Source organism: Micromonospora sp. CPCC 205561, from assembly GCF_036906775.1.
Lineage (GTDB): Bacteria > Actinomycetota > Actinomycetes > Mycobacteriales > Micromonosporaceae > Micromonospora.
The window spans coordinates 19,997-45,351 of the sequence record NZ_JBAKHV010000028.1; the positions used below are offsets into that span (position 1 = coordinate 19,997).

Annotated in this window: 25 protein-coding genes and 1 riboswitch; of the genes, 22 read left to right on the forward strand and 3 right to left on the reverse strand. The window is 75.1% G+C overall.

Going from position 1 to position 25,355, the window contains the following annotated elements; all coding sequences use genetic code 11:
* Positions 1–41: 41 nt before the first annotated feature.
* The 13 genes from V6V16_RS16365 (at position 42) to V6V16_RS16425 (ending at position 13,816) form a co-directional block, all read left to right on the forward strand.
* Entirely contained in the window at positions 42–1,073 is a 1,032-nt protein-coding gene (locus tag V6V16_RS16365; protein WP_334563002.1) for a quinone-dependent dihydroorotate dehydrogenase, read from the forward strand.
* Between the two features lie 111 nt (positions 1,074–1,184).
* Positions 1,185–2,462 carry an adenosylmethionine--8-amino-7-oxononanoate transaminase gene (locus V6V16_RS16370; protein ID WP_334563005.1) on the forward strand — a complete coding sequence of 426 codons (1,278 nt, stop codon included), beginning with the start codon at positions 1,185–1,187 and terminating at the stop codon, positions 2,460–2,462.
* Between the two features lie 106 nt (positions 2,463–2,568).
* Positions 2,569–3,405 (forward strand): orotidine-5'-phosphate decarboxylase, encoded by an 837-nt coding sequence (gene pyrF / locus V6V16_RS16375; protein WP_334563007.1) that lies wholly within the window; start codon positions 2,569–2,571, stop codon positions 3,403–3,405.
* 178 nt (positions 3,406–3,583) lie between these two features.
* Positions 3,584–3,901: an integration host factor, actinobacterial type gene (gene mihF / locus V6V16_RS16380; protein WP_007458370.1), complete on the forward strand. Its 318-nt coding sequence runs from the start codon at positions 3,584–3,586 to the stop codon at positions 3,899–3,901.
* Between the two features lie 25 nt (positions 3,902–3,926).
* Positions 3,927–4,460 carry a guanylate kinase gene (locus tag V6V16_RS16385; RefSeq protein ID WP_334563011.1) on the forward strand — a complete coding sequence of 178 codons (534 nt, stop codon included), beginning with the start codon at positions 3,927–3,929 and terminating at the stop codon, positions 4,458–4,460.
* Positions 4,461–4,504: 44 nt separating this feature from the next.
* Positions 4,505–4,768 carry a DNA-directed RNA polymerase subunit omega gene (gene rpoZ / locus V6V16_RS16390; protein ID WP_007075826.1) on the forward strand — a complete coding sequence of 88 codons (264 nt, stop codon included), beginning with the start codon at positions 4,505–4,507 and terminating at the stop codon, positions 4,766–4,768.
* A 14-nt stretch (positions 4,769–4,782) separates the two neighbouring features.
* A complete protein-coding gene (gene coaBC, locus V6V16_RS16395; RefSeq protein ID WP_334563012.1) occupies positions 4,783–5,991 on the forward strand; it encodes a bifunctional phosphopantothenoylcysteine decarboxylase/phosphopantothenate--cysteine ligase CoaBC in 1,209 nt (402 codons plus the stop codon).
* Positions 5,992–6,079: 88 nt separating this feature from the next.
* Entirely contained in the window at positions 6,080–7,273 is a 1,194-nt protein-coding gene (metK, locus tag V6V16_RS16400; protein ID WP_334563013.1) for a methionine adenosyltransferase, read from the forward strand.
* A gap of 65 nt (positions 7,274–7,338) precedes the next feature.
* Positions 7,339–9,459, forward strand: coding sequence for a primosomal protein N' (locus V6V16_RS16405; protein ID WP_334563014.1), 2,121 nt, complete (start codon positions 7,339–7,341; stop codon positions 9,457–9,459).
* Between the two features lie 235 nt (positions 9,460–9,694).
* Positions 9,695–10,678 carry an AAA family ATPase gene (locus V6V16_RS16410; RefSeq protein WP_334563017.1) on the forward strand — a complete coding sequence of 328 codons (984 nt, stop codon included), beginning with the start codon at positions 9,695–9,697 and terminating at the stop codon, positions 10,676–10,678.
* Positions 10,679–10,825: 147 nt separating this feature from the next.
* A complete protein-coding gene (gene def, locus V6V16_RS16415; RefSeq protein ID WP_334563020.1) occupies positions 10,826–11,386 on the forward strand; it encodes a peptide deformylase in 561 nt (186 codons plus the stop codon).
* Between the two features lie 4 nt (positions 11,387–11,390).
* A complete protein-coding gene (gene fmt / locus V6V16_RS16420; RefSeq protein ID WP_334563022.1) occupies positions 11,391–12,317 on the forward strand; it encodes a methionyl-tRNA formyltransferase in 927 nt (308 codons plus the stop codon).
* Complete coding sequence (locus V6V16_RS16425) at positions 12,314–13,816, forward strand: RsmB/NOP family class I SAM-dependent RNA methyltransferase (RefSeq protein WP_334563024.1); 1,503 nt, start codon at positions 12,314–12,316, stop codon at positions 13,814–13,816. The genes fmt and V6V16_RS16425 overlap by 4 nt, the downstream gene beginning before the upstream one ends.
* 146 nt (positions 13,817–13,962) lie before the next feature.
* Here V6V16_RS16425 and V6V16_RS16430 read toward each other — a convergent pair whose 3' ends face one another.
* Positions 13,963–14,685 carry a VOC family protein gene (locus V6V16_RS16430; RefSeq protein WP_334563026.1) on the reverse strand — a complete coding sequence of 241 codons (723 nt, stop codon included), beginning with the start codon at positions 14,683–14,685 and terminating at the stop codon, positions 13,963–13,965.
* A 170-nt stretch (positions 14,686–14,855) separates the two neighbouring features.
* Between V6V16_RS16430 and V6V16_RS16435 the strand changes: the two genes are divergently transcribed.
* Entirely contained in the window at positions 14,856–16,598 is a 1,743-nt protein-coding gene (locus V6V16_RS16435) for a M28 family peptidase (protein WP_334563028.1), read from the forward strand.
* Between the two features lie 51 nt (positions 16,599–16,649).
* On the opposite strand, the gene V6V16_RS16440 is transcribed toward V6V16_RS16435, so the two are convergent.
* Positions 16,650–17,537, reverse strand: a complete 888-nt coding sequence (locus V6V16_RS16440) for a septum formation family protein (RefSeq protein ID WP_334563030.1) — start codon at positions 17,535–17,537, stop codon at positions 16,650–16,652.
* An 80-nt stretch (positions 17,538–17,617) separates the two neighbouring features.
* Positions 17,618–18,505: a septum formation family protein gene (locus tag V6V16_RS16445; protein ID WP_334563031.1), complete on the reverse strand. Its 888-nt coding sequence runs from the start codon at positions 18,503–18,505 to the stop codon at positions 17,618–17,620.
* A 247-nt stretch (positions 18,506–18,752) separates the two neighbouring features.
* Here V6V16_RS16445 and rpe point away from each other — a divergent pair, with 247 nt between their 5' ends.
* The 8 genes from rpe to V6V16_RS16485 all read left to right on the forward strand — a co-directional run bounded on the left by rpe (position 18,753) and on the right by V6V16_RS16485 (position 25,336).
* On the forward strand, positions 18,753–19,433 hold the full coding sequence (gene rpe, locus V6V16_RS16450; protein WP_334563033.1) for a ribulose-phosphate 3-epimerase: 681 nt from the start codon (positions 18,753–18,755) through the stop codon (positions 19,431–19,433).
* A 1-nt stretch (position 19,434) separates the two neighbouring features.
* A complete protein-coding gene (locus V6V16_RS16455) occupies positions 19,435–20,391 on the forward strand; it encodes a GGDEF domain-containing response regulator (protein WP_334563035.1) in 957 nt (318 codons plus the stop codon).
* 81 nt (positions 20,392–20,472) lie between these two features.
* A riboswitch (FMN riboswitch) is annotated at positions 20,473–20,644 on the forward strand.
* A gap of 160 nt (positions 20,645–20,804) precedes the next feature.
* Positions 20,805–21,866 carry a bifunctional diaminohydroxyphosphoribosylaminopyrimidine deaminase/5-amino-6-(5-phosphoribosylamino)uracil reductase RibD gene (gene ribD / locus V6V16_RS16460; RefSeq protein ID WP_334563036.1) on the forward strand — a complete coding sequence of 354 codons (1,062 nt, stop codon included), beginning with the start codon at positions 20,805–20,807 and terminating at the stop codon, positions 21,864–21,866.
* Position 21,867: 1 nt separating this feature from the next.
* Positions 21,868–22,551, forward strand: a complete 684-nt coding sequence (locus V6V16_RS16465; protein WP_334563037.1) for a riboflavin synthase — start codon at positions 21,868–21,870, stop codon at positions 22,549–22,551.
* The gene (gene pnuC / locus V6V16_RS16470; RefSeq protein WP_334563038.1) at positions 22,551–23,237 is read left to right on the forward strand and encodes a nicotinamide riboside transporter PnuC; all 687 of its coding nucleotides are present in this window, start codon (positions 22,551–22,553) and stop codon (positions 23,235–23,237) included. The genes V6V16_RS16465 and pnuC overlap by 1 nt, the downstream gene beginning before the upstream one ends.
* Complete coding sequence (locus V6V16_RS16475) at positions 23,234–24,499, forward strand: bifunctional 3,4-dihydroxy-2-butanone-4-phosphate synthase/GTP cyclohydrolase II (RefSeq protein ID WP_334563040.1); 1,266 nt, start codon at positions 23,234–23,236, stop codon at positions 24,497–24,499. Before pnuC ends, V6V16_RS16475 begins: the two co-directional genes overlap by 4 nt.
* A gap of 2 nt (positions 24,500–24,501) precedes the next feature.
* A complete protein-coding gene (gene ribH / locus V6V16_RS16480) occupies positions 24,502–24,999 on the forward strand; it encodes a 6,7-dimethyl-8-ribityllumazine synthase (protein ID WP_334563041.1) in 498 nt (165 codons plus the stop codon).
* Positions 25,000–25,072: 73 nt separating this feature from the next.
* Positions 25,073–25,336 carry a phosphoribosyl-ATP diphosphatase gene (locus V6V16_RS16485; RefSeq protein WP_053655491.1) on the forward strand — a complete coding sequence of 88 codons (264 nt, stop codon included), beginning with the start codon at positions 25,073–25,075 and terminating at the stop codon, positions 25,334–25,336.
* Positions 25,337–25,355 lie beyond the last annotated feature (19 nt).

A 25,355-nucleotide genomic window follows, 5' to 3' on the forward strand; every position in this document is an offset into this window, starting at 1 on the left:
CCCACCGCGGGTCGGGCCGCCGCCAGCCCCGGCGGCGCGACGTGATGTTCGAGCGGGTCGTCCGGCCGCGGCTGTTCCGGATCGGCGGCGGGGACGCCGAGGCCGCGCACGAGTGGACGCTGCGCCGGCTGGCGGCACTCTCCCGCCGCCCGGCGGCCCTGGCCGCGCTGCGGGCCCGCTACGCCGTGCGCGCGCCGCGCACCGTGTTCGGCGTCCGGTTCCCCAACCCGGTCGGGCTCGCCGCCGGGATGGACAAGGACGGCGTGGCCCTGCCCGCCTGGCCGGCGCTGGGCTTCGGCTTCGTCGAGGTCGGTACGGTCACCGCGCACCCGCAGCCGGGCAACCCCCGGCCCCGGCTGTTCCGGCTGCCGGCCAGCGAGGCGGTGGTCAACCGGATGGGCTTCAACAATGCCGGCGCCGAGGCCCTCGCGGCCCGTCTGGCGGCGCTGCCCCGCCCGATCGGGGTGCCGCTGGGCGTCTCGCTGGGCAAGTCCAAGGTGACGCCGCTGGAGGAGGCGGTGGAGGACTACCGGGCCTCGTACCGCGCGCTGCGCGACCACGGCGACTACTTCGCGGTCAACGTCTCCTCGCCGAACACCCCCGGCCTGCGCTCGTTGCAGGACCGGGCGCACCTGGACGCCATCCTGGCGGCCCTGGTGGGGGAGAAGCCGGTGCTGGTGAAGATCGCCCCGGATCTGACCGAGCCGGCGATCGCCGAGCTGCTGGAGGTCTGCCTGGAGCGGGGCGCGGCCGGGGTGATCGCCACCAACACCACGCTCGGCCGCGACAAGCTCGCCCCGGCCGACCGGGCCCGCGGCGCCGAGACCGGCGGCCTCTCCGGCCGACCGCTCGCCGGGCGCGCCCGCGAGGTGGTCGCCTTCGTGCACCGCGAGTCGGGCGGCCGGCTGCCGGTGATCGGCGTCGGGGGCATCCTGGACCCGGACGCCGCGGCCCGGATGTTCGACGCCGGCGCCGCCCTGGTCCAGCTCTACACCGGTTTCATCTACCGGGGACCGGCCCTGGTCCGCGCCGTCGCCCGCGCCGCGGCCGCCGTCCCGGCGCCGCCCCGGTAACCCCCTCGCCCGGCGATCTTGCACTTTCCGCCCCGGCACATGCCGCGAACCGGACGGGACACGGGGCCACAAGTGCAAGATCGCGGGGAGCGACGACGAAGGAGCGCGCGCGTGACACCCGAGGAGATCCTGGCCGCCGACCGGGCGCACGTCTGGCACCCGTACGGGGCGCTGCCGCCGGCCAGCCCGCCGTACGTGGTGGAGCGGGCCGAGGGCGTACGGCTGCGGCTGGCCGACGGCCGGGAGCTGGTCGACGGCATGTCGTCGTGGTGGGCGGCGATCCACGGCTACCGGCACCCGGTGCTCGACGCGGCGGTGACCGACCAGCTCGGCCGGATGAGCCACGTGATGTTCGGCGGGCTCACCCACGAGCCCGCGGTGCGCCTGGCGACGACCCTGGTCGACCTCGCCCCGGAGGGGCTGGAGCACGTCTTCCTGGCCGACTCCGGCTCGGTCGCCGTCGAGGTGGCGGTCAAGATGTGCCTCCAGTACCAGCGGGCCGCCGGCCGGCCCCAGCGGCGCCGGCTGGGCACCTGGCGGGGCGGCTACCACGGCGACACGTTCCACCCGATGAGCGTCTGCGACCCCGAGGGCGGCATGCACCATCTCTGGGGCGACGTGCTGCCCCGGCAGGTCTTCGCCCCCGTGCCGCCCAACGGCTTCGACGGCCCGCCCGACCCGGCCTACGAGGCGGCGCTGACGGAGGCGGTCGAGCGGCACGCCCACGAGCTGGCCGCCGTGATCGTGGAGCCGGTGGTCCAGGGCGCCGGCGGGATGCGCTTCCACCACCCGCACTACCTGCGGGTGCTGCGCGAGGTGACCCGGGCGCACGGCGTACTGCTGATCTTCGACGAGATCGCCACCGGCTTCGGCCGCACGGGCGCCATGTTCGCGGCCGAGCACGCCGGGGTGGCGCCCGACGTGATGTGCGTGGGCAAGGCGCTCACCGGCGGGTACCTGACGCTCGCCGCCGCGCTCTGCACGGCGGAGCTGGCCCGGGGCATCTCCGCCGGCGGCGGGGTCCTGGCGCACGGCCCGACGTTCATGGGCAACCCGCTGGCCTGCGCGGTCGCCAACGCCTCCCTCGGCCTGCTGCGGGCCGGGGACTGGGCGGGGCGGGTGGCGAGGGTGCGCTCGGGCCTGCGGGCCGGCCTGGAGCCGTTGCGCGGGACGCCGGGGGTCACCGACGTGCGGGTGCTCGGTGCGATCGGCGTGGTCCAGCTCGACCACGAGGTGGACCTGCCGGCCGCCACCGCCGCCGCGGTCGCCGAGGGGGTCTGGCTGCGGCCCTTCCGTGACCTGGTCTACACCATGCCGCCGTACGTCACCGACGACGCCGATCTGGCCCGGATCGCCGCCGGGGTCGCCGCCGCGGTGCGGGCGGGCTGAGCCGCCGGCACGGTCCGGCGGGAGTACGCGGGCGGCGCGCGCCGCCCGCCCGACGAGCGTGTCCGGGCGGTGGACGCCCGGGCGCCGAGGAGAGGGAGAGCACCGGATGGAGAGCTTCGGCGTCCGCCTGCACCGGGCCGTCACCGAGCGGGGACCGCTCTGTGTCGGCATCGACCCGCACCCCGGGCTGCTGGCCCGCTGGGGGCTCGACGACGACGTCCGGGGGCTGGAGCGGTTCGCCCGGACGGTCACGGAGGCCCTCGGTGACCGGGTCGCGGTGGTCAAGCCCCAGTCGGCCTTTTTCGAGCGGTTCGGCTCGAAAGGTACGGCGATTCTAGAGTCAACTATCCGACAGTTACGCGAAGCGGGCTCGCTCGTTCTCCTCGACGTCAAGCGCGGCGACATCGGCTCGACCGTCGCCGCGTACGCCTCGGCGTACCTCGACCCATCCAGCCCGATCCATGTCGACGCGGTGACCGCGAGTCCCTATCTCGGCGTCGGCGCCCTCGCGCCGATGTTCGATCTGGCCGCCGAGCACGGCGGCGGGGTGTTCGTGCTGGCGCTCACCTCCAACCCCGAGGGCGCCGCCGTGCAGCGGGCCCGCACCGCCGACGGGCGCACCGTCGCGCAGACCGTGATCGACGAGATTTCGCAGCTCAACGCGGGTGCGCAGCCGCTCGGCAGCTTCGGGCTCGTGGTCGGCGCGACCATCGGCGACACCGGTCACGACCTCTCCGCCGTGAACGGTCCGCTGCTCGCGCCGGGCCTCGGGGCGCAGGGCGCCACCGCGGCGGATCTGCGCGTCGTCTTCGGCCCCGCCCTGTCCTCGGTGCTGCCCTCGTACTCCCGCGAGGTGCTGGGGGCGGGGCCGGACCCGGAGGCGCTGCGCGCCGCCGCCGACCGGGCCCTGACCGACTGCCGGACGGCACTCGGCGCCCACTGACTGACTGACGGGTCGGTCACTTTGGGATGATCATCGCGCGTCCACGTTGCCGAATGCGCCGTTGACCGCTAGTTTTCCCCGCGCTGGGAACCACGGACCCCTTGGTTCACAGCGACACCACGTTTCACAGATGCGGCGGTGCGCCCCGCCCGTCGCGATAGGGACCTGAGGAGAACTGGTGCCGCTCCCGTCACTGACCCCCGAACAGCGCGCTGCCGCGCTGGAGAAGGCCGCGGAGATCCGCAAGGCCCGTGCTGAGCTGAAGGAGCAGCTCAAGCAGGGCAAGACCACCCTCGGAGCCGTCCTCGAGCGTGCCGAGTCCGACGACGTCGTCGGCAAGCTCAAGGTCTCCGCCGTGCTGCAGGCGATGCCGGGTATCGGCAAGATCCGGGCCACCCAGATCATGGAGAAGCTCAAGATCGCCGACAGCCGTCGCCTGCGTGGCCTCGGCGAGCAGCAGCGCAAGGCACTGCTTGGAGAGTTCGCCGCCAACTGAGGCTGGCTGCGTGTAGAAACAAGCAGTGAGCACGGATGACGAGGCGCGCCCGGCGGCTCGGCTCACTGTCCTGACGGGGCCTTCGGGCTCCGGCACGGAGAGTGTCGTCGAGCGCGTCCGGGCGCGTTCTCCGTCCGTGTGGATCCCGGTGCCGGCCACCACGCGCCCCCGTCGGGAGCGCGAACTGGACGGCGTCGACCGCATCTTCCTGACCCCCGCCGAGTTCGACCGGATGGCCGCCGCCGGGGAGCTGCTGGAGTGGAGCCGTGCCGGGCCGCACCGGCGCGGCACCCCCCTCGAACCACTGCGCTCCCGGCTCGCCGCCGGTCAGCCGGTCCTGATCGGCCTCGACCTCGCCGGCGCGCGGCTGGTCCGGGCGGCGCTTCCCGACGCCCGGCTGGTGCTGCTGCACCCGCCGGGGATCGCGCCCCCGCCGGCCGCCCTGGCCGCCTTCGCGCACACCCTGGCGCACGACCTCACCGGGCGGGTCGTGGACGAGCTGGTAGGCTTGTCCGGTTCTTCTTTCCTGGCTCCGGCGTCGCCGCATTCGCGCGGTTGACCGCCGGCACCGCGCAGCGGTGCGATAGACGCAGAGGTTAATTCGTGGGATCCATCGCCAACCCCGAAGGCATCACCAACCCGCCGATCGACGAGCTCCTCGAGAAGACGACCTCGAAGTACGCGCTGGTCATCTTCGCCGCGAAGCGCGCGCGCCAGGTCAACGCCTACTACAGCCAGCTCGGTGAGGGCCTGCTGGAGTACGTGGGTCCGCTGGTCGAGACCACGCCGCAGGAGAAGCCGCTCTCCATCGCCATGCGCGAGATCAACGCGGGCCTGCTCACCGCCGAGCCGACCGACCAGCCGTAATCCGCCGCGCGCCGATGCCCCCCCGGATCGTCCTCGGGGTCGGCGGCGGCATCGCCGCCTACAAGGCGTGTGAGCTGCTGCGACTCCTCACCGAGTCGGGCCACCAGGTCCGGGTCGTGCCGACCTCGTCGGCGCTCCGCTTCGTCGGGGCCCCGACCTGGGCGGCGCTCTCCGGGCAGCCGGTCGCCGACGACGTCTGGTCCGACGTGCACGAGGTGCCGCACGTCCGGCTCGGCCAGCAGGCCGACCTCGTCGTCGTCGCGCCGGCCACCGCCGACCTGCTGGCCAAGGCCGCCCACGGCCTCGCCGACGACCTGCTGACCAACACGCTGCTGACGGCCCGCTGCCCGGTGGTGCTGGCCCCGGCCATGCACACCGAGATGTGGGAGCACCCGGCCACCGTCGCGAACGTCGCGACGCTGCGCGCGCGGGGCGTCCGGGTCGTCGAGCCCGCCGTCGGCCGCCTCACCGGCGCCGACTCCGGCAAGGGCCGGCTGCCCGACCCGGCGGAGATCTTCGCGGTCGCCCGCCGGGCCCTCGCGCGGGGCGTCGCGGCCCCGGCCGACCTGGCCGGGCGGCACGTGGTGGTGACGGCCGGCGGCACCCGCGAGCCCCTCGACCCGGTCCGCTTCCTGGGTAACCGCTCCTCGGGCAAGCAGGGCTACGCCTTCGCCCGCTGCGCCGTCGCCCGGGGCGCCCGGGTCACCCTGATCGCGGCCAACGTCTCGCTGCCCGATCCCGCCGGCGTCGACCTGGTCCGGGTCGGCACCACCGGCGAGCTGCGCGACGCCACGCTGGCGGCGGCGGCCGAGGCCGACGCGGTGGTGATGGCGGCGGCTCCGGCCGATTTCCGACCCGCCAGCTACGCGACTGGCAAAATCAAGAAGTCGGACGACGGCAGCGCGCCCACCATCGAGCTGGTCACCAACCCGGACATCGCGGCCGAGCTGGGCCGGCGCCGCCGCCCGGAGCAGGTGCTGGTGGTGTTCGCCGCCGAGACGGGCGACGCCGAGGCCAACGGCCGGGCCAAGCTCGCCCGCAAGCGGGCGGACCTCATCGTCATCAACGAGGTCGGGCCGGACAAGGTCTTCGGCGCCGAGACCAACGCGGCGACCGTCATCGGCGCGGACGGTTCGGTCAGCCGGATGCCCGAACGGTCCAAAGAGGACCTGGCCGACGGCGTCTGGGATCTCGTGGTCGCGCGGTTGTCCGGCCGTTCCTGACGGCTGGAACCGCGCACGACCGGAGGAGCCCGGCGCTGGCGCGGTCAATTAGACTGCCGCGGAACGACTTCCACAATTTAGGAGTGCCGTGACACGCCGCCTCTTCACTTCCGAATCGGTCACGGAAGGCCACCCGGACAAGATCGCTGACCAGATCAGCGATGGCATTCTCGACGCACTGCTCGCCGAGGACCCGCGCAGCCGTGTCGCGGTGGAAACCCTCATCACCACCGGTCAGGTGCACATCGCCGGCGAGGTGACCACCAGGGCGTACGCCGACATCCCCACCATCGTCCGCCGCACCATCCTCGACATCGGCTACGACTCGTCGAAGAAGGGCTTCGACGGCGCCTCCTGCGGCGTCAGCGTCTCGATCGGCGCGCAGTCGGAGGACATCGCGCAGGGCGTCGACAACGCCTTCGAGCTGCGTACCGGGGCGTCGGAGAGCGCGCTGGACGCGCAGGGCGCGGGCGACCAGGGCATGATGTTCGGCTTCGCCTGCTCCGAGACGCCGGAGCTGATGCCGCTGCCGATCGCCCTGGCGCACCGGCTGGCCCGGCGGCTCTCCCAGGTCCGCAAGGACGGCACCGTCCCCTACCTGCGCCCCGACGGCAAGACCCAGGTCACGATCGAGTACGAGGGGCTGCGTCCCGTCCGGCTCAACACCGTGGTCGTCTCCAGCCAGCACGCGGCGGACATCTCCCTGGAGTCGCTGCTCACCCCGGACGTGCGCGAGCACGTCATCGCCCCGGAGCTGGAGAGCCTCGGCCTGGACACCGAGGGCTACCGGCTGCTGGTCAACCCGACCGGCCGGTTCGAGATCGGCGGGCCGATGGGCGACGCCGGCCTGACCGGGCGCAAGATCATCGTCGACACCTACGGCGGCTACGCCCGGCACGGTGGCGGCGCGTTCTCCGGCAAGGACCCGTCGAAGGTCGACCGCTCGGCGGCGTACGCGACGCGCTGGGTGGCCAAGAACGTGGTCGCCGCCGGCCTCGCCGAGCGGTGCGAGGTCCAGGTCGCGTACGCGATCGGCAAGGCCCACCCGGTGAGCCTCTTCGTCGAGACGTTCGGCACCGAGACCGTGCCGGTCGCCTCGATCGAGAAGGCCGTCTCCGAGGTCTTCGACCTGCGCCCGGCCGCCATCATCCGGGACCTCAACCTGCTCCGTCCGATCTACCAGCAGACCGCCGCGTACGGCCACTTCGGCCGGGAGCTGCCGGATCTGACCTGGGAGAGCACCGACCGGGCCGCCGACCTCAAGTCGGCCGCGGGAGCCTGACCGGCACCAGGCGCAGCGACCGGCGACCCGCCGAGGGGTCGCCGGTCGCTCGTGTCTGCGTCGACGTGCCCCTGGCCCACCTGGACCGGCCGTTCGACTACCTCGTCCCGGCCGAACTGGCCGCCGACGCGGTCCCCGGCGTCCGGGTGAAGGTCCGCTTCGCGGGGCAGCTCGTCGACGGCTGGCTGCTGGAGCGGGCCGACGACTCGGGGCACACCGGCCGGCTGGCCTACCTGGAGAAGGTGGTATCCCCGGAGCCCGTGCTCGCGCCGGAGGTCGCCCGGCTGGCCCGGGCGGTCGCCGACCGCTACGCCGGCGGCCTCGCCGACGTGCTGCGCCTCGCCGTACCGCCCCGGCACGCGCGGGTCGAGAAGGACGTCCGGGCCGGAGCCACCGCCGCGCCCGACGTCCCTGTCGCCGCGCCGGGCACCGGTCCCGCCGCGCCCGACGTCCCTGCCGCCGCGCCGGACGCCGGGCCCACCGCCGCTGCCATCACGCCGGACGCCGGGCCCACCGCGCCCGGCGCCGGCCCCGCCGCGACGCGGGGCGGTCCTGCCGCCCACGACCCGGCCGAAGGTGGTCCCGGCACGCCCGACGGGGGCGCCCGGGTCGGCTCCGCCCCGGTGGACGCGCCCGCCCCGGACGCCTGGCGGGACTACCCGACCGGGCCGGCGCTGCTCCGGGCGCTCTCCGCCGGGCGGGCCCCCCGGGCGGTCTGGTCGGCGCTGCCGGGGGAGGACTGGCCGGCCTGCTACGCCGAGGCCGTCGCCGCCACGGTGGCCGGCGGCCGGGGCGCGGTGGTGGTGGTCGCCGACAACCGCGACCTCGACCGGCTCGACGCGGCGCTGCACGACGCCCTCGGCGCGGGGCGGCACGTCTGCCTCTCCGCCGCGCTCGGCCCCGCGCGGCGGTACCGGGCGTTCCTCGCCGCCCGGCGCGGCGACGTGCCGGTGGTGGCGGGCACCCGGGCCGCGATGTTCGCCCCGGTCGCCCGGCTCGGCCTGGTGGCGATCTGGGACGACGGCGACGACCTGCACGCCGAGCCGCGGGCGCCCTACCCGCACGCCCGGGAGGTGCTGCTCACCCGCGCCCAGCTCGCCGACGCCGCGGCCCTGGTCGGCGGCTACACCCGCACCGCCGAGGCGCAGCTACTGGTGGAGACCGGGTGGGCCCGGGAGGTGCTGGCCGACCGGGCGACCGTCCGGGCGCGGATGCCGGCGATCGCACCCACCGGCGACGACCCGCAGCTGGCCCGGGACCCCGGGGCGGCCACCGCCCGGCTGCCCAGCCTCGCCTGGACCACCGCCAGGGAGGCGCTGCGGGCCGACCTTCCGGTCCTGGTCCAGGTGCCCCGCCGCGGTTACCTGCCCTCGGTGGCCTGCGCCGAGTGTCGGACCCCGGCCCGCTGTCCGCACTGCGCCGGGCCGCTGGCGCTGCCCTCGGCGGCGGGCACACCGGCCTGTCGGTGGTGCGGGCGGGTCGCCGCCGCGTACGCCTGCCCGGAGTGCGGCGGTCGGCGGCTGCGCGCCTCCGTCACCGGTGCCCGGCGCACCGCCGAGGAGCTGGGGCGGGCCTTCCCCGGCGTGCCGGTACGCACCTCCGGCCGCGAGGAGGTGCTGGCCGGCGTCCCCGGCGGTGCCGGCCTGGTCATCGCCACCCCGGGCGCGGAACCGGTCGCCGAGGGCGGCTTCGGTGCGGTGCTGCTGCTCGACTCCTGGGCCCTGCTCACCCGGGCCGACCTGCGGGCGGGGGAGGAGGCGCTGCGCCGCTGGCTGGCGGCCGCCGCGCTGGCCCGCCCCGCCTCCGCCGGCGGCCGGGTGGTGGTGGTCGCCGACGGCGCCCTCGCCCCGGTGCAGGCGCTGCTGCGCTGGGACGCCGGCTGGTTCGCCGCCCGGGAGCTGGCCGAGCGGCGGGAGCTGGGCTTCCCACCGGCGGTGCGGATGGCCAGCGTGACCGGCCCGCCGGCCGCCGTGGCCGACCTGCTGGCCGAGGCGCGGCTGCCGGCCGAGGCCGAGCTGCTCGGGCCGGTGCCGGCCGACGGGGAGCGGGAGCGGATGCTGGTCCGGGTGCCCCGGGCCCGGGCCGCCGCGATGGCCGCGGCGCTGCACTCGGCGGCGGGGGTGCGCACCGCCCGCAAGGCGGCCGATCCGGTGCGCCTCCAGGTCGATCCGCTGACCCTCTTCTGACGGGCGGAGGGTTCGCCGGACCGCCCGGGCGGCGCACGCCGTGTCCGGCGGTCGGTCGCCGGACGGGTGATAGCATCGCCCGTCATGCCCGGGCGTACGACGGCTCCTGGTCGCGGCGCGGCGCGAGACGCGCCGAGCCGGGGTCGTCGCGGGATCGCGCGACGATGGCGGGAGCGCGCCGGTTCGGCGCGATCTCGATGATGTCAAACAGCCGGTGATCAGGGGTGGACCAGTCGTGACCGTTCGTCAGTCGATCGTCTTCAATGGTGACCTCGGCAGCGGCAAGAGCACCGTCTCCGTGGAGATCGCCGAGCGGCTCGGCCTGCGCCGGGTCAGCGTCGGCGACCTCTACCGCCAGATGGCGCAGGAGCGGCAGATGACCGCGCTCCAGCTCAACCTGCACGCGGAGCTGGATCAGGCGGTCGACGGCTACGTCGACCAGCTCCAGCGGGACATCGCCGCCTCCGGCGAGCGGTTGGTCATGGACTCCCGGCTGGCCTGGCACTTCTTCACCGACGCGCTCAAGGTGCACATGATCACCGAGCCGGGCGAGGCCGCCCGTCGGGTGCTCGCCCGCCCCTCCGGCCCCGCCGAGAGCTACGCCTCGACGGAGGAGGCCAAGGCCAAGCTGCGGGAGCGCAGCGAGAGCGAGCGGGGCCGGTTCATCGTCCGCTACGGCGTGGACAAGGCCCGGCTGCGCAACTACGACCTGGTCTGCGACACCACCCGCGCCCCGGCCGCCGAGGTCATCGAGCACATCGTCGACGCGTACGAGGGTCGGCTCTGCGCCGACGTGCTGCGCGACGCCCCGCCGCTGCTGCTGCTCGACCCGGCCCGGGTCTACCCGACGGAGGACATCGCCCACCTGCGCGACCTGTGGGACTCGGAGTTCGTCGGCGAGGTGGCCGCCGGCGGCGACGAGGCGCTGGAGCCGTTGCGGATCGGCTACACGGGGGAGTACTTCTTCGTCGTCGACGGGCACCGCCGGCTCAGCGCCGCCCTGCAGAGCGGCTTCCGCCTGGTGCCGGCCCAGCTCGTCGCCGAGGTGGACGAGCCGGTGGTCGGCGGGATGAGCGCGGTGGAGTACTTCACCGCCCAGGCCCGGCCCGGTCTGATCCACGACTGGGCCGCCGCCCACGAGATCGAGCTGCCGCTGCCCGAGCACGCCCTGCTCGGCGGGGCCACGGTCCTGGCCGGGGAGCCGGGCAGCGGCGCCTGAGCCGCCCGCACCGCCCGCCGTCGGACCCGTGTGGTGACCACCGACACGCAGCGGGCCGGGCCGCGTCCCGGTACGCGGGCCGGGGCGGCCGACGGCACTCCGTAGACTGGTACGGCACCAGTCCGCCCGCCGAAGGAGCCATGTCGAGTGACCGTCCAGCCCATCCGTCTGTTCGGGGATCCGGTGCTGCGCACGCCGGCCGATCCGGTGGTCGACTTCGACGTCGAGCTGCGCAAGCTCATCGCCGACCTGACCGACACGATGCGTGAGCAGAACGGCGCCGGCCTCGCCGCGCCGCAGCTCGGTGTGGGCCTGCGCGTGTTCGCCTTCGACGTCGACGACGTGGTCGGCCACCTGGTCAACCCGGTGCTGGAGTTTCCCGACGAGGAGGAGCAGGACGGTCCCGAGGGCTGCCTCTCCATCCCCGGGCTCTACTTCGACACCAAGCGCCGGCAGAACGTCATCGCCAAGGGCTTCAACGGCTACGGCGACCCGATGCAGATCGTCGGCACCGGGCTGATGGCCCGCTGCGTGCAGCACGAGACCGACCACCTCGACGGGGTGCTCTTCCTGGACCGGCTCGACCCGGCCGGGCGCAAGGAGGCGATGAAGGCGATCCGCCAGGCGGAGTGGTACGACCCGGCCACCCCGCCGACGGTGAAGCTCAACCCGCACGCCTCCGGCAGCCCCTTCGGCCTGGGGCGGTGAGCCCGTGCGCGTGATCTTCGCCGGCACGCCGGCCGTCGCCGTACCCGCCCTGGCCGCCGTGGCCGACTCCCGTCACGAGTTGGTCGCCGTGGTGACCCGCCCGGACGCGCCCGCCGGCCGTGGCCGGGGCCTGGTCCGCTCCCCGGTGGGGGCGTGGGCCGACGAGCACGGGATCGAGGTGCTCACCCCCGCCCGCCCCCGCGAGCCGGAGTTCCTCGACCGGCTGCGCGAGCTGGCCCCGGAGTGCGTACCCGTGGTCGCCTACGGCGCGCTGGTGCCGCCGGCCGCCCTGGAGATCCCCCGCCACGGCTGGATCAACCTGCACTTCTCGCTGCTGCCCGCCTGGCGCGGGGCCGCGCCCGTGCAGCACGCCGTGCTGCACGGCGACGAGCTGACCGGGGCCAGCGTGTTCCAGCTGGAGGAGGGGCTGGACACCGGTCCGGTCTACGGCACGCTGACCGACGAGATCCGTCCGGCCGACACCTCCGGCGACCTGCTGGAGCGGCTCGCCGACTCCGGCGCCGGCCTGCTGGTGGCCGTCCTCGACGCGATCGGCGACGGCACCGCCCGGGCCGAGCCGCAGCCCGCCGACGGGGTGTCGCTGGCGCCGAAGCTGACCGTGGAGGACGCCCGGGTGCGCTGGTCGGATCCGGCCTTCGCGGTGGACCGTCGGGTCCGGGCGTGCACCCCGGCGCCCGGCCCGTGGACGACGTTCCGGGGCGAGCGGGTGAAGCTCGGTCCGGTCACCCCGGTCCCCGACGGGCCCGAGCTGAAGCCGGGGGAGCTGCTGGTGGAGAAGTCCCGCGTACTGGCCGGCACGGCCACCGCCCCGGTGCGGCTCGGCGAGGTCCGGGCGGCCGGCAAGCGCGCCATGGCGGCGACCGACTGGGCGCGCGGCGCCCGGGTCGCCGCGGGGGAGGAGCTCGCGTGACGGGCGCTGGGAACTTCGCTGGCGGCGAGCGCCCCCCGCGGGGAGAGCAGCGCGGCGAGCGCCCCTCGCGCGGGGAGCGGCCGGCGCGGGGCGGCCAGTGGGGCGGCGACCGGCGCGAGGGCGGCCGGCGGCCGACCCGGCCGACGGTGGACCTCCCGCGCCAGGCGGCCTACGAGGCGGTCGCGGCGGTGCACCGGGACGACGCGTACGCGAACCTGGTGCTCCCGTCGCTGCTGCGGGACGCCGGGCTGACCGGCCGGGACGCCGCCTTCGCCACCGAGCTGACCTACGGCACGCTGCGGCACCTCGGCACCCTCGACGCGATCCTCGGCGACGCCGCCGGGCGGGACGTGCAGCGCATCGACCCGCCGGTGCGCGACGCGCTGCGGCTCGGGGCGTACCAGCTCCTGCACACCCGGGTGCCGGCGCACGCCGCCGTCTCCTCGACCGTCGACCTGGTCCGGGCGGTCGGCCCCGGCGCCACCGGCTTCGCCAACGCGGTGCTGCGCGAGGTCGCCGGCCGGGACGCCGACGCCTGGGTGGCCAAGCTCGCCCCGCCCATGCAGAGCGATCCGGTCGGGCACCTGGCCCTGGCGTACAGCCATCCGCAGTGGATCGTGCGGTCCTTCGCCGAGGCGCTCGGCGGCGACCTGGGCGAGACGACCCGGCTGCTCATCGAGGACAACGAGCGCCCGCCGGTGCACCTGTGCGCCCGGCCGGGGCTGGCCGATCCCGGGGAGCTGGCCGACGAGGCCGGCGGGGCGCCAGGGGCCTTCTCCCCGTACGCCGTCTATCTCTCGGGAGGGGCGCCGGGTGACCTACCGGCGGTGGCGCAGGGGCGCGCGCACGTGCAGGACGAGGGCTCCCAGCTGGTGGCGAACGCCCTGGCGGTGGCCCCGCTCGACGGCCCGGACGGGCGCTGGCTGGATCTCTGCGCCGGCCCCGGCGGAAAGTCCGGCCTGCTCGGCGCCCTCGCCGCCCAGCGCGACGCGCGGCTGACCGCCGTCGAGGTCTCGGAGCACCGGGCCCGGCTGGTCGAACAGGCGACCCGCGGCCTGCCGGTGACCGTGCTGCACACCGACGGCCGCACCGTCGGGGCGGACCCGAAGCTGCCGGAGGCGCACTTCGACCGGGTGCTGGTCGACGCGCCGTGCACCGGGCTGGGTTCGTTGCGCCGCCGGCCGGAGTCGCGCTGGCGACGCCAGCCCTCGGACCTGCCGCCGCTGACCCGGCTCCAGCGGGAGCTGCTCACCGCGGCGCTGCGCGCGGCCCGCCCGGGCGGGCTGGTCGCCTACGTGACCTGCTCCCCGCACACGGTGGAGACGCACGTGACGGTGACCGAGGCGGCCCGTCGCTCCGGGGTTCCGGTCGACTTCGTCGACGCCCGGCCGCTGCTGCCGGCGCGGATGCCCGGCCTCGGCGACGGGCCGACGGTGCAGCTCTGGCCGCACCGGCACGGCACGGACGCGATGTTCCTCGCGATGCTCCGCCGCACCTGAGCGGGGGTTCCCAGGGGCTCGTCCGGCCGTCGCCTCCGGCGTGGCCCGCGCGGCGCCGCGGAGGACCACGGCCGCGGCACGCTCACCGAGCGTGCCGCGGCCGTGGTCCGCGCACGGTGACCGTCGGGACCTGAAGGGCACCCCCGTCATCCCTGGTCGAGGCCCCAGACGAAGCAGAAGGGCTTGCCGGCGGGATCGGCGTAGACCCGCCAGTTGTCCCCCTCGCCGGGCAGGCGGGTGGCGCCGAGCGCGAGCGCCGCCGGCTCGGCCGCCGCCACGTCGTCGACCCGCACGTCGAGGTGGATCTGCTGCGGGTGGGCGGGGTCGGGCCAGCGCGGCGGCGAGTAGTCGGCCACCTGCTGGAACATCACCGGTTGGGCGCCGTCCTCGCCGATCATCGCCATGCCGTCGCCCTCGTAGGTCACCGGCTTGCCGAGCAGCTCCGCGTAGAACACGCTGAGCGCCCTGGCGTCGGGGCAGTCCAGCATCACGCCCGCCAGCGTGGTGCGCGGGTCGTCGGCGCCGAGGCACAGGTCGAACGGGTGCCCGGCGGGGTCGGCCAGGGTGTGCCATCGCTCGTTGCGACGCAGCAGCGTCGCGCCCAGCTCCTGCGCCCGCTCGGTGGCCGCCGCCAGGTCGGGCACCCGCAGGTCGAGATGGGCCTGCTGGGGGCGGGCGGGATCCGGCCACCGCGGTGGCACGTGGTCCGGCGCGAGCTGGGCCGCCACCCGCCAGCCGTCGCCGGTGGTCATGGTGATCCAGTCGTCCTCGGCATAGATCTGCCGCCACCCGGCCAGCTCCTGGTAGAACCTCGCCAAGCCGGCGATGTCACGGGTGTCCAGGGCGACGGTCCACAAGGTGCCGATCATCGTTCCTCCCCCCTCCGTCGGGCGTCGACACATGATTGCCCAGCGGTACGACACCACGCCCGTCGGTCCGTCGACGATAGGCGGCGCGGCGGGACACACCGCCCTTTCGCCTGCCCCCACGATCGTGCTCCACGGTGGCATCATCAGGCGCAACCTATCGAGGAGCGTCCATGAAACGAAGAATTCTGACCGCCGGCCTCGCGCTCGCCGTCGTCACCGGCGGCATGGTGACGCCGACCGCCGCGCCGGCGTGGGCGGCCCCGGCCGCCGGCGTGCTCGCGCCCGCCGCGCAGGCCCTGGCCGCGCCGGACGTCGCGATCGCCAACGTCCAGGCCCACCTGACGCAGTTCCAGACCATCGCCACCCAGAACGGCGGCAACCGACGGGCCGGCAGCGCCGGCTACACCGCCTCGGTGGCGTACGTGAAGACGAGGCTCCAGGCCGCCGGGTACACGGTGACCGAGCAGGTCTGCACCGACTGCACGTACCGGTCGAACAACCTGATCGCGGAGTGGCCGGGCGGCCCCGCCGACCAGGTCGTCATGTTCGGCGCGCACCTCGACGGCGTCTCGGCCGGCCCGGGCATCAACGACAACGCCACCGGCTCGGCGGCCCTGCTGGAGAACGCGCTGGTGCTGTCCCGGCAGAACCCGACGATGACCAAGCGGGTCCGGTTCGCCTGGTGGACCGACGAGGAGCAGGGCCTCAACGGCTCGGACTTCTACGTCCGTTCGCTGAGCGCCACCCAGCGGGGCTACATCAAGGGCTACTACAACTTCGACATGGTGGGTTCCGTCAACGGCGGCTACTTCATCAACCGGATCACCTCGACCACCGCCGCGCCGCTGAAGGCGTACTGGGACTCGCTGAACATCCAGCCGGAGGAGAACGTCGAGGGCCAGGGCCGCTCCGACGACTACTCGTTCCAGCAGGCCGGCATCCCGACCTCCGGGTACGCCTCGGGCGCCAGCGCCCGCAAGACCTCGTCGCAGGCCGCCAAGTGGGGCGGCACGGCCGGTTCGGCGTACGACCCGTGCTACCACCGCTCCTGCGACACCACCTCGAACGTCAGCGCCACGGTGCTCAACCGCAGCGCCGACGGGATCGCCCACACCGTCTGGCAGACCGCCGTGGGCACCGGGACCAACGACTTCTCGGTCGCGGTGAGCCCGGCGTCGGGCTCGGTGCGCCCGGGCGCCTCCACCACCGCCACGGTCGCCACGGCCACCACCGGCGGCGCCGCCCAGCCGGTGCCGTTGACGGCGACCGGCGCCCCCTCCGGCGTCTCCGTGTCGTTCAGCCCGTCGTCGGTCACCTCCGGCGGCTCCGCCACGATGACGGTCAGCGCCGCGGCCTCCGTGCCGGCCGGCTCGTACACCCTCAGCGTCACCGGCACGGGTGCCGGCGGGCTCTCCCGCACCGCCACCTACGCACTGACCGTCGGCGGGGCCGGCGGCTGCGCCGGTGGGCAGGTGGTCGGCAACGGCGGGTTCGAGAGCGGCTCGTCGCCGTGGGTGGCGTCGTCGGGTGTGATCACGAACGACAGCCGCCAGCCGGCACGCTCCGGCTCGTACAAGGCCTGGCTGCTCGGCTACGGCTCGGCGCGCACGGAGACCCTGTCGCAGTCGGTGTCGATCCCGGCCGGGTGCGCGCGCTACACGCTGTCGTTCTGGCTGCACGTCGACACGGCCGAGACGTCGTCGAGCACGGCGTACGACCGGCTGGTGGTGCAGGTGGGGTCGGCGACGATCGCGACGTACTCGAACCTGAACGCGGCGGCGGGCTACACCCAGCGCTCGTTCGACGTGGCGGGGTACGCGGGGCAGACCGTGACGGTGAAGTTCACCGGCACGGAGGACTCCTCGTTGCAGACCAGCTTCGTCGTCGACGACGTGACCCTGCAGGCCGGCTAGGTGCCACGGTGGGGCGGCCGTCGCGGTGGCCGCCCCGTCCGGCACCGGGGCTCAGGTGACCGGCAGCCCCTTCGTGCCGGCGCCCCTCATCGACCGGGTGAGGTTCCGGTCGACCCAGAGGAAGCACTGCACGCCCCGGTTGCCGTTGCGCCACTCCCGCTCGTGCGGGTGGTAGTAGATCGAGCCGGCCCGGTACCGCAGGTCGCCGTTGTCCGGCACCTTGGCGTACTTCGCGATCAGCGTCAGGCACGCCCGGTGCACCTTCATGTTGTCCCGGGTGAAGGCGTCGTAGCTGGTCTCCGGCGCCTGCCAGACGCCGACGAACTCGGCGCGGTGCTTGCTGGTGCAGGAAACCGGCGTCATCTCGCGGATGTCGTCGGCCCGCACCTTCGGGTTGAAGCACCGGTGGGCGAGCGGGGCGGCGCCGGTCAGCGCGCCCTTCAGGCTCCCCGTGCGGGTCTTCGGGCCGGCCTCGTCGAGGCTGGTCTGTTCGCTCAGGTCGCAGCGGAACCAGCGGGCGCCGCCGCTCCACGCCTGCGGCGACGGCAGCACCACGCCCACCGCGAGCCGCCCGGCACGCCAGTCCCCGCCGACCACCTCGTTGACCTTCCGGTCGCACTCGCCCCGGGCGGCGCGCATCCCTTCGGAGCCGGCCGGCGGGGGCGTGCTGCGGTCGGCTCCCGCACCGGTCAGCGTGCCGACGTGCACGGTCTCCGTCCGGTGCGACTGGGCACAGTCGACGGGGTGGTAGGCGCTGAGGTAGCCCACGTCCTGCGCGCCGACGTGGCAGACGCCGGCGGCGGGGACGAAGGCCTGCGGCGCGGCGGGCCCCGGCCAGTCGTCGGTCAGGTCGCGGTCGGTGCCGGCCGGGGCCGCGCAACCGGTGAGCGCCAGGGCCGCCACCGCGCCCGCCGCGGCCGCCGTCCACCACCGTCGCATCCCGACCTCCCGCCCTCCGTGGTCCACCGGCGCGGAGGCGGCCGGACACGCCACGGTGCGGCAGCATACGGCACCCGCGCTCAGATCGCGGGTAGCCCCTGCGGGCCGGCGCCCCGCATGGAACGGGTCAGCTTCCGGTCGTCGCTCCACAGGAAACACCGCACGCCCCGGTCGCCCTCCTCCCACTCGCGCTGCGTCGGGGGATAGAAGATCGAGCCCGCCCGGTACGGCAGGTCGCTGTTGTCGGGCACCTCGGCGAAGGCCGCGATGAGCGCCATGCAGCGCCGGTGCGTCTGCCGGTGGGACCGGCCGAACTCCGCCCAGGTCATGTCGCGCTCCACGTGGACGCCGACGAACTCGGCTCGGTGCGGCTCGGTGCAGAGCACCGGGGCCAGGTAGTTGAGGCGCTCGCCGATCAGCTTGGGGTCGAAGCAGCGGTGCACGAGCGGGGAGTCGCCGACCATGGCACCCCGCAGGCTGCCCGTGCGGTTCACCGGCCGGGTGTTGTCGACGCTGGCGGTCTCGCTCAGGTCGCAGCGGAACCAGCGGGCGCCCCCGCGCCACGCCGGCACGGAGGGCAGCGCCACGTTGAGGGTGATCCGGGCGGCGTGCCAGTCACCGCCGAGCACCTCCCGGGCGCGTTCGTCGCACTCGGCCCGGGCGGGGCGCAGGGCCGGGGAGCCCGGCTCGGGCCGGTCGCCGGCCGCGGCCGGCCCGGTGAACCTGCCGACGTGCACGGCCTCGGCCAGGTGGTTGCGGGAGCAGTCCACCGCCTCGTAGGTGCCGGCCCGCACGACCGCGGTGACCCGGGGCAGGCAGGCGTCCGTGGGGGGCACGAAGGCCTGCGGGGCCCGCACCGCAGGCCAGTCGTCGGTCAGGTCGCCGTCGGCACCGCCGGGGCGTACGCAGCCGCCGAGCAGGGCCGTCACCGAGCCGGCCAGCGCCAGCGCCGCGAACCACCGTCGCATCGTCCGCCCTTCCCGGGAGCTGACACCCTCCGCCGCCGAAGCGCCACGCGGGGCGTACGGCTCCCGTCACCGTCCCCGATGGAGTCTCGTCGCCCTCGCGCCGTTCGGCCAGTCGCGGGTGGCCCCTCGTCCGGCCGGGCGGACCGATGGTCGCCTGTCGCGTACCGTCGGTCACCGGTGGGTCACCGGTCGTCCCGGTGGGTGGCGCGCCGTGGGGGTCCGCCGGCCGCGTTCGTACACTGGCCCCGTGACCGTACCGCCGCCGATCGTCGCGCCCAGCATCCTCGCCGCCGATTTCGCCCGCCTCGCCGAAGAGGTCCGCGCCGTGGAGAACGCCGCGGACTGGCTGCACGTGGATGTCATGGACAACCACTTCGTGCCCAACCTGACCATCGGGCTGCCCGTGGTGCAGAGCCTGCGGGCCGCCACCGAGCTCCCCTTCGACGTGCACCTGATGATCGAGGATCCGCGCCGGTGGGCCCCCGGGTACGCCGACGCGGGGGCGTACAACGTCACCTTCCACGCCGAGGCGTGCGACGACCCGGTGGCCCTCGCCAAGGACCTGCGCTCCGCCGGGGCCAAGGCCGGGCTGGCGATCGACCGGGACACCCCGATCGAGCCGTACCTGGAGCTGCTGCCGAGCTTCGACACGCTGCTGATCATGACGATCAAGGCCGGCTTCGGCGGGCAGCGCTTCATCCCGCAGCTGTTGGAGAAGGTGCGCGCGGCCCGCCGGCACGTCGACGCCGGCCACCTCGAACTGCGCATCGAGGTCGACGGCGGCATCGCCGCCGACACCATCGCCCAGGCGGCCGAGGCGGGGGCCGACGCGTTCGTCGCCGGCACCGCCGTCTACGGCGCCGACGACCCGGCCGAGGCGATCCGGAAGCTGCGGGCGCTCGCGGAACGCGCCGCCCCCGGGGCCTGACGTGGAGCCTGCCGGCGACCGCCCGGACGTCATCCTCGTCGTCGACGACGACGAGGACATCGCGCGCTTCGTCGAGTTCAACCTCCGGCTGCACGGCTTCGAGGTGATCCACGCCAGCGACGGGCAGGAGGCGCTCGAGGTGATCGAGCGCGAGCGCCCCGACCTGGCGGTGGTCGACCTGATGATGCCGCGCATCGACGGGCTGGAGCTGACCCGGCGGCTGCGCGCCGACCCGATGACCTCGGCCCTGCCGGTGATCATGCTGACCGCCAAGGGCATGACGGTGGACAAGGTGCACGGGCTCAGTGCCGGCGCGGACGACTACCTGGTCAAGCCCTTCGACACCGCGGAGCTGGTCGCCCGGGTCAGCTCCACCCTGCGGCGCAACAAGGAGTTCCGCGAGGTCTCCCCGCTGACCGGGCTGCCCGGCAACAGCCGGATCCGCCGGGAGATCTCCGACCGGGTCCGCAGCGGGGTCGACTACGCCGTCGGCTACATCGACATCGACCGGTTCAAGAGCGTCAACGACCGGTACGGCTTCGTCCGCGGCGACGACTTCATCTCCGCGCTGGCCCGCAGCCTGCACCGGGCGGTGGTCTCGGTGGGGCTGCCGCCGGCCTTCCTCGGTCACGTCGGCGGGGACGACTTCGTGATCGTCTGTGCCCCGGAGCAGGTCCGGCCGCTCACCTCCCGGGTCTCCGCCGACTTCGAGCGGGCCGCCGACTCGCTCTACGACCCGGTCGACGCCGCCCGCGGCTACGTGGAGCTGAAGGACCGCCGGGGCAACATCCGGCGGGCCGCCCTGGTCACCCTCTCGATCGGCGTCTCCCTCTCCGACGCCGACAAGCGCTTCACCGACCCGCTGGAGGCGATCGCCGTGGCCTCCGAGATGAAGACGGTGGCCAAGAGCCAGCCCGGCTCGTACGTGGCGGTGGACCGGCGCCGCCGGGTTTCCTGATTCGTGCCCTGTTGCTGTGAGGTAGCCCGCCCGGGTGGCCCCACCCCCCGTCCGGCGTGTAACACTTCCCGTGTACCCACCACGCGCTGGCGGGACTCGGTGTAATTCCGAACCGGCGGTGATCCACGGTGTGACCGTGGTAAGCCCGCGACCCGGTCGGCCTCGTGCCGCCCGGTGGACCTGGTGAGAATCCGGGGCCGACGGTTGGGAGCGGGAGACCGCTTCCAGACAGTCCGGATGGGAGACAGCGCGCGGGACGGACGGGCCTCGCCCGGCCGCTGGCTTCAGCGTGCCGTGCGCGCCCCCCGGGGCGGCCGCGCCGTACCCGGATATCCGCCGCCGCACGCACGCGGCCCCATGCCGTCGCCTCCCGTCACCGCCCGCGCGCCGAGCGGCGAGTGAGAGGGCAGGGCATGGCCGGCGTCTCCGTCGACGAGGCGATGCGTCGCGCGGTGGAACTCGCCGCGCGCGGTCTCGGAACGACCAGCCCCAACCCGGTGGTCGGCTGCGTGCTGCTCGACGCCGCCGGCGAGGTCGTCGGCGAGGGGTTCCACGCGTACGCCGGCGGGCCGCACGCCGAGATCGTCGCGCTGGCCCACGCGGGGGAGCGGGCCCGCGGCGGCACGGCCGTCGTCACCCTCGAACCCTGCGACCACACCGGCCGCACCGGCCCCTGCAGCACCGCGCTGATCCAGGCCGGCATCGCCCGGGTGGTCATCGCCGTGCCCGACCCCAACCCGCTCGCCACCGGCGGGGCCGCCACGCTGCGGGCCGCCGGGATCCAGGTCGACCAGGGGGTACGCGCCCACGAGGCCGAGGCCGGCAACATCGCCTGGCTGACCTCGATGCGCCGGGGCTGGCCGTACGTGATCTGGAAGTTCGCCGCGACGCTGGACGGCCGGTCGGCGGCGGCCGACGGCACCAGCATGTGGATCACCTCCGAGGCCGCCCGGATGGACGTGCACGCGCTGCGCGGCACGGTCGACGCGGTGCTCGCCGGGGTGGGCACGGTGCTCGCCGACGATCCCCGGCTCACCGCCCGCAACCTGCGCGACGGCACGCTCGCCATCCGGCAGCCGCTGCGGGTGGTGGTGGACTCCACCGGGCGTACGCCGGCCGACGCCCGGGTCCGCGACGGCGCGGCCCGCACCTGGATCGCCACCGCGGCGGAGGTCGGGGCCGGCCCCGACGGCCGCGTCGACCTGCCGGCGCTGCTCACGGCGCTGCACGGGCGCGGGGTGCGTGCCGCGCTGCTGGAGGGCGGCCCACGGCTGGCCGGCGCGTTCCTGGCCGCCGGCCTGGTCGACAAGATCGTCGGCTACGTCGCGCCCCGGCTGCTCGGCGCCGGCCCGACCGCCCTGGTCGACGCCGGCGTGACCACCATCGCCGAGGCCATCGACCTGGAGTACGTCGACGTCACGCAGGTCGGACCCGACCTGCGGATCACCGCGCTGCCCCGGAAGAGGGAGGGCTGACATGTTCACCGGCATCGTCGAGGAGTTGGGTGAGGTCGTCCGGATCACCGAGACGGCGGGTGACTCCGCGCTGGTCGCGCTCCGCGGCCCGCTGGTCACCTCCGACGCCCGGCACGGCGACTCGATCGCGGTCAACGGCGTCTGCCTGACCGTGGTGGACGTCTCCGACGGGACCTTCACGGCGGACGTGATGGGGGAGACGCTGCGCCGCTCCGCGCTGGGCGCGCTGCGGGCCGGCGACCCGGTCAACCTGGAGCGGGCCGCCGCGCTGAACAGCCGCCTCGGCGGGCACCTGGTGCAGGGGCACGTCGACGGCGTCGGCGAGGTGATCGCCCGCGAGCCGGCCCCGCAGTGGGAGACGGTCCGGTTCCGGCTGCCGGCCGCCCTGGCCCGGTACGTGGTGGAGAAGGGCTCGATCACCGTCGACGGCGTCTCGCTGACCGTCGCCGAGGTCGGCGCGGACTGGTTCTCGGTGGGGCTGATCCCGACCACGCTGAAGCTGACCACCCTCGGCGCCCGGCGCGTCGGCGACCCGGTCAACCTCGAGGTGGACGTCCTCGCCAAGTACGTCGAGCGGCTGCTCGGCGCCCGGCTGGCCGGACCGGCCCTGCCGGACACCGGCCCGCCCGGCGGGCCGCCGGGCGCCGGGCTGCCGGGCACCGCCGCGACGGGCGGGGTGGCCTGATGGGCCCGCTCGGCTGGCTGCTCGACGCGCAGGTGAGCGTCGCCGGTTCGCCGGTGCTGGTCCGGGAGATCGTCGGCAACGGCTTCGGGCTCGCCTCGGCGGTGTTCGGCCTGCGCAGGCTGGTCTGGGCCTGGCCGGTCGGCATGATCGGCAACGCGCTGCTGTTCACCGTCTTCCTGGGCGGCGTCTTCGCCACCCCGCAGGCGCACGACCTCTACGGGCAGGCGGGCCGGCAGGTCTTCTTCTTCTCGGTCAGCGTCTACGGCTGGTGGCGCTGGTCGCGCAACCGCGGCGGCGCCGGCGACGCCGTGACGCCCCGCTGGGCCACCGGCCGGGAGCGGCTGGGGCTGCTGGCCGCGGCCGGCATCGGCACCGCCGCCGCGTACCCGGTGCTCGCGGCGCTCGGCTCCTGGGGTCCGCTGCCGGACGCCTGGATCCTCACCGGCAGCCTGCTCGCCACCTACGGCATGGCCCGCGGCTGGGTGGACTTCTGGCTCATCTGGATCGCCGTCGACGCGGTCGGCGTGCCGCTGCTGCTGCGCGGCGGGTTCTATCCCTCGGCCGCCATGTATCTCGTCTACGGCGCCTTCTGCGCCTGGGGCCTCGTCGCCTGGTGGCGCACCTCACGGGCGGCCCGCCCGGGGCCGGCCCGGATCCCGTCGACCTACTCGGAGGCCGTGGCATGACCACCTTTGCGAGCATCGAGCAGGCGGTGGCGGACATCGCCGCCGGTCGGCCGGTCGTCGTGATCGACGACGCCGACCGGGAGAACGAGGGCGACCTGATCTTCGCCGCCGAGCGGGCGACGCCGGAACTGCTCGCGTTCATGGTGCGCCACACGTCCGGCTACATCTGCGCGCCGCTGACCGAGAGCGAGTGCGACCGCCTCGACCTGCCGCCGCAGCACCACACCAACCAGGACCGGCGCGGCACCGCCTACACCGTGACCGTTGACGCGCGGGAGGGGATCAGCACCGGCATCTCCGCCGCCGACCGGGCGCACACCATCCGGCTGCTCGCCGACCCCGGCACCGGCCCGGCCGACCTGGCCCGCCCCGGGCACGTGGTGCCGCTGCGGGCCCGCGAGGGGGGCGTGCTGCGCCGGCCCGGGCACACCGAGGCCGCGGTGGACCTGACCCGGCTGGCCGGGCTGCGCCCCGCCGGCGTGCTCTGCGAGCTGGTCAACGACGACGGCACCATGATGCGGGTGCCCGACCTGGAGAAGTTCTGCGCGGAGCACTCGCTGACCCTGGTCACCATCGCCGACCTGGTGGCGTACCGGCGGCGCACCGAGAAGCAGGTCGAGCGGGTCGCCGACGCGCGGATGCCCACCCGGCACGGCGTGTTCCGCGCGCTGGGCTACCGCAGCGAGCACGACTCGGCCGAACACGTCGCCCTGGTGGCGGGCGAGATCGGCGACGGGCGGGACGTGCTGGTGCGGGTGCACTCCGAGTGCCTCACCGGCGACGTGTTCGGCTCGGTGCGCTGCGACTGCGGCCCGCAGCTCGACGCGGCCCTGGAGCGGATCGCCCGGGAGGGGCGGGGCGTGGTGCTCTACGTGCGCGGCCACGAGGGACGCGGCATCGGGCTGCTGCACAAGCTCCAGGCGTACCAGCTCCAGGACCAGGGCCGGGACACCGTCGACGCCAACCTCGACCTGGGGCTGCCGGCGGACGCCCGCGACTACGGCACCGGCGCGCAGATCCTGTACGACATCGGGGTGCGCTCGATGCGGCTGCTCACCAACAACCCGGCCAAGCGTGCCGGGCTGGAGGGCTACGGGCTGACCGTCACCGGCCGCGAGGGGCTGCCGGTGCGCCCGCACCCGGAGAACGTGCGCTACCTGCGCACCAAGCGGGACCGGATGGGGCACCTGCTGGACGAGCTGGACGAGGTGACCGAGGCCCCGATGGGCCGCCCCGTCCGCGGCGACGAGATCGGAGCGTAGGCATGGCGGGTTTCGGTGAACCGGGCGTGACGGCGGTCGACGCCGCCGGGATGACCGTCGGCGTGGTCGCGGCGCGCTGGCACGGCGAGCTGACCGACCACATGCTCGACCGGGCGGTCGCCGCCGCCGAGGCGTGCGGGGCCCGGGCGGTCACCGCCCGGGTGGCCGGCTCGGTGGAGCTGCCGGTGGTGGCCCAGGCCCTCGCGCGTCGCTGCGACGTGGTGGTCGCGCTCGGCGTGGTGGTCCGGGGCGCCACCGCCCACTTCGACTACGTCTGCCGCTCGGTCACCGACGGGCTGACCCGGGTGGCGCTGGACGAGGGCAGGCCCGTCGCGCACGGCGTCCTCACCGTCGACACCCTGGCGCAGGCCCGGGACCGGGCCGGGCTGCCGGGCTCGGCGGAGGACAAGGGCTGGTCCGCCACGGTCGCGGCCCTCGACGCCGCCCTGGCCATCCGGGACCTCGCCGGCAACGGCCAGCGGGTCGGCTTCGGCGGCTGACCCCGCCGCCCCGGCGCCCCGGGCCCGACCCGGCGCACCGGGGCTCTCGGGGCGACTGGAAGAATCGCCTCCCGTGAAGACGTTCGAGGAGTTGTTCGCCGAGCTGCAGGCCAAGGCCGCCGCGGGCACCCCCGGCTCGGGCACGGTCGCCGCGCTCGACAAGGGCGTGCACTTCATCGGCAAGAAGGTCGTCGAGGAGGCGGCCGAGTCGTGGATGGCCGCCGAGCACGAGGGGCCGGAACGCACCGCCGAGGAGATCTCCCAGCTGCTCTACCAGGTCCAGGTGCTGATGCTGGCCACCGGCCTCGACCTGAAGGACGTCTACCGACATCTCTGAGTGCGCCCCGTCGTTGATC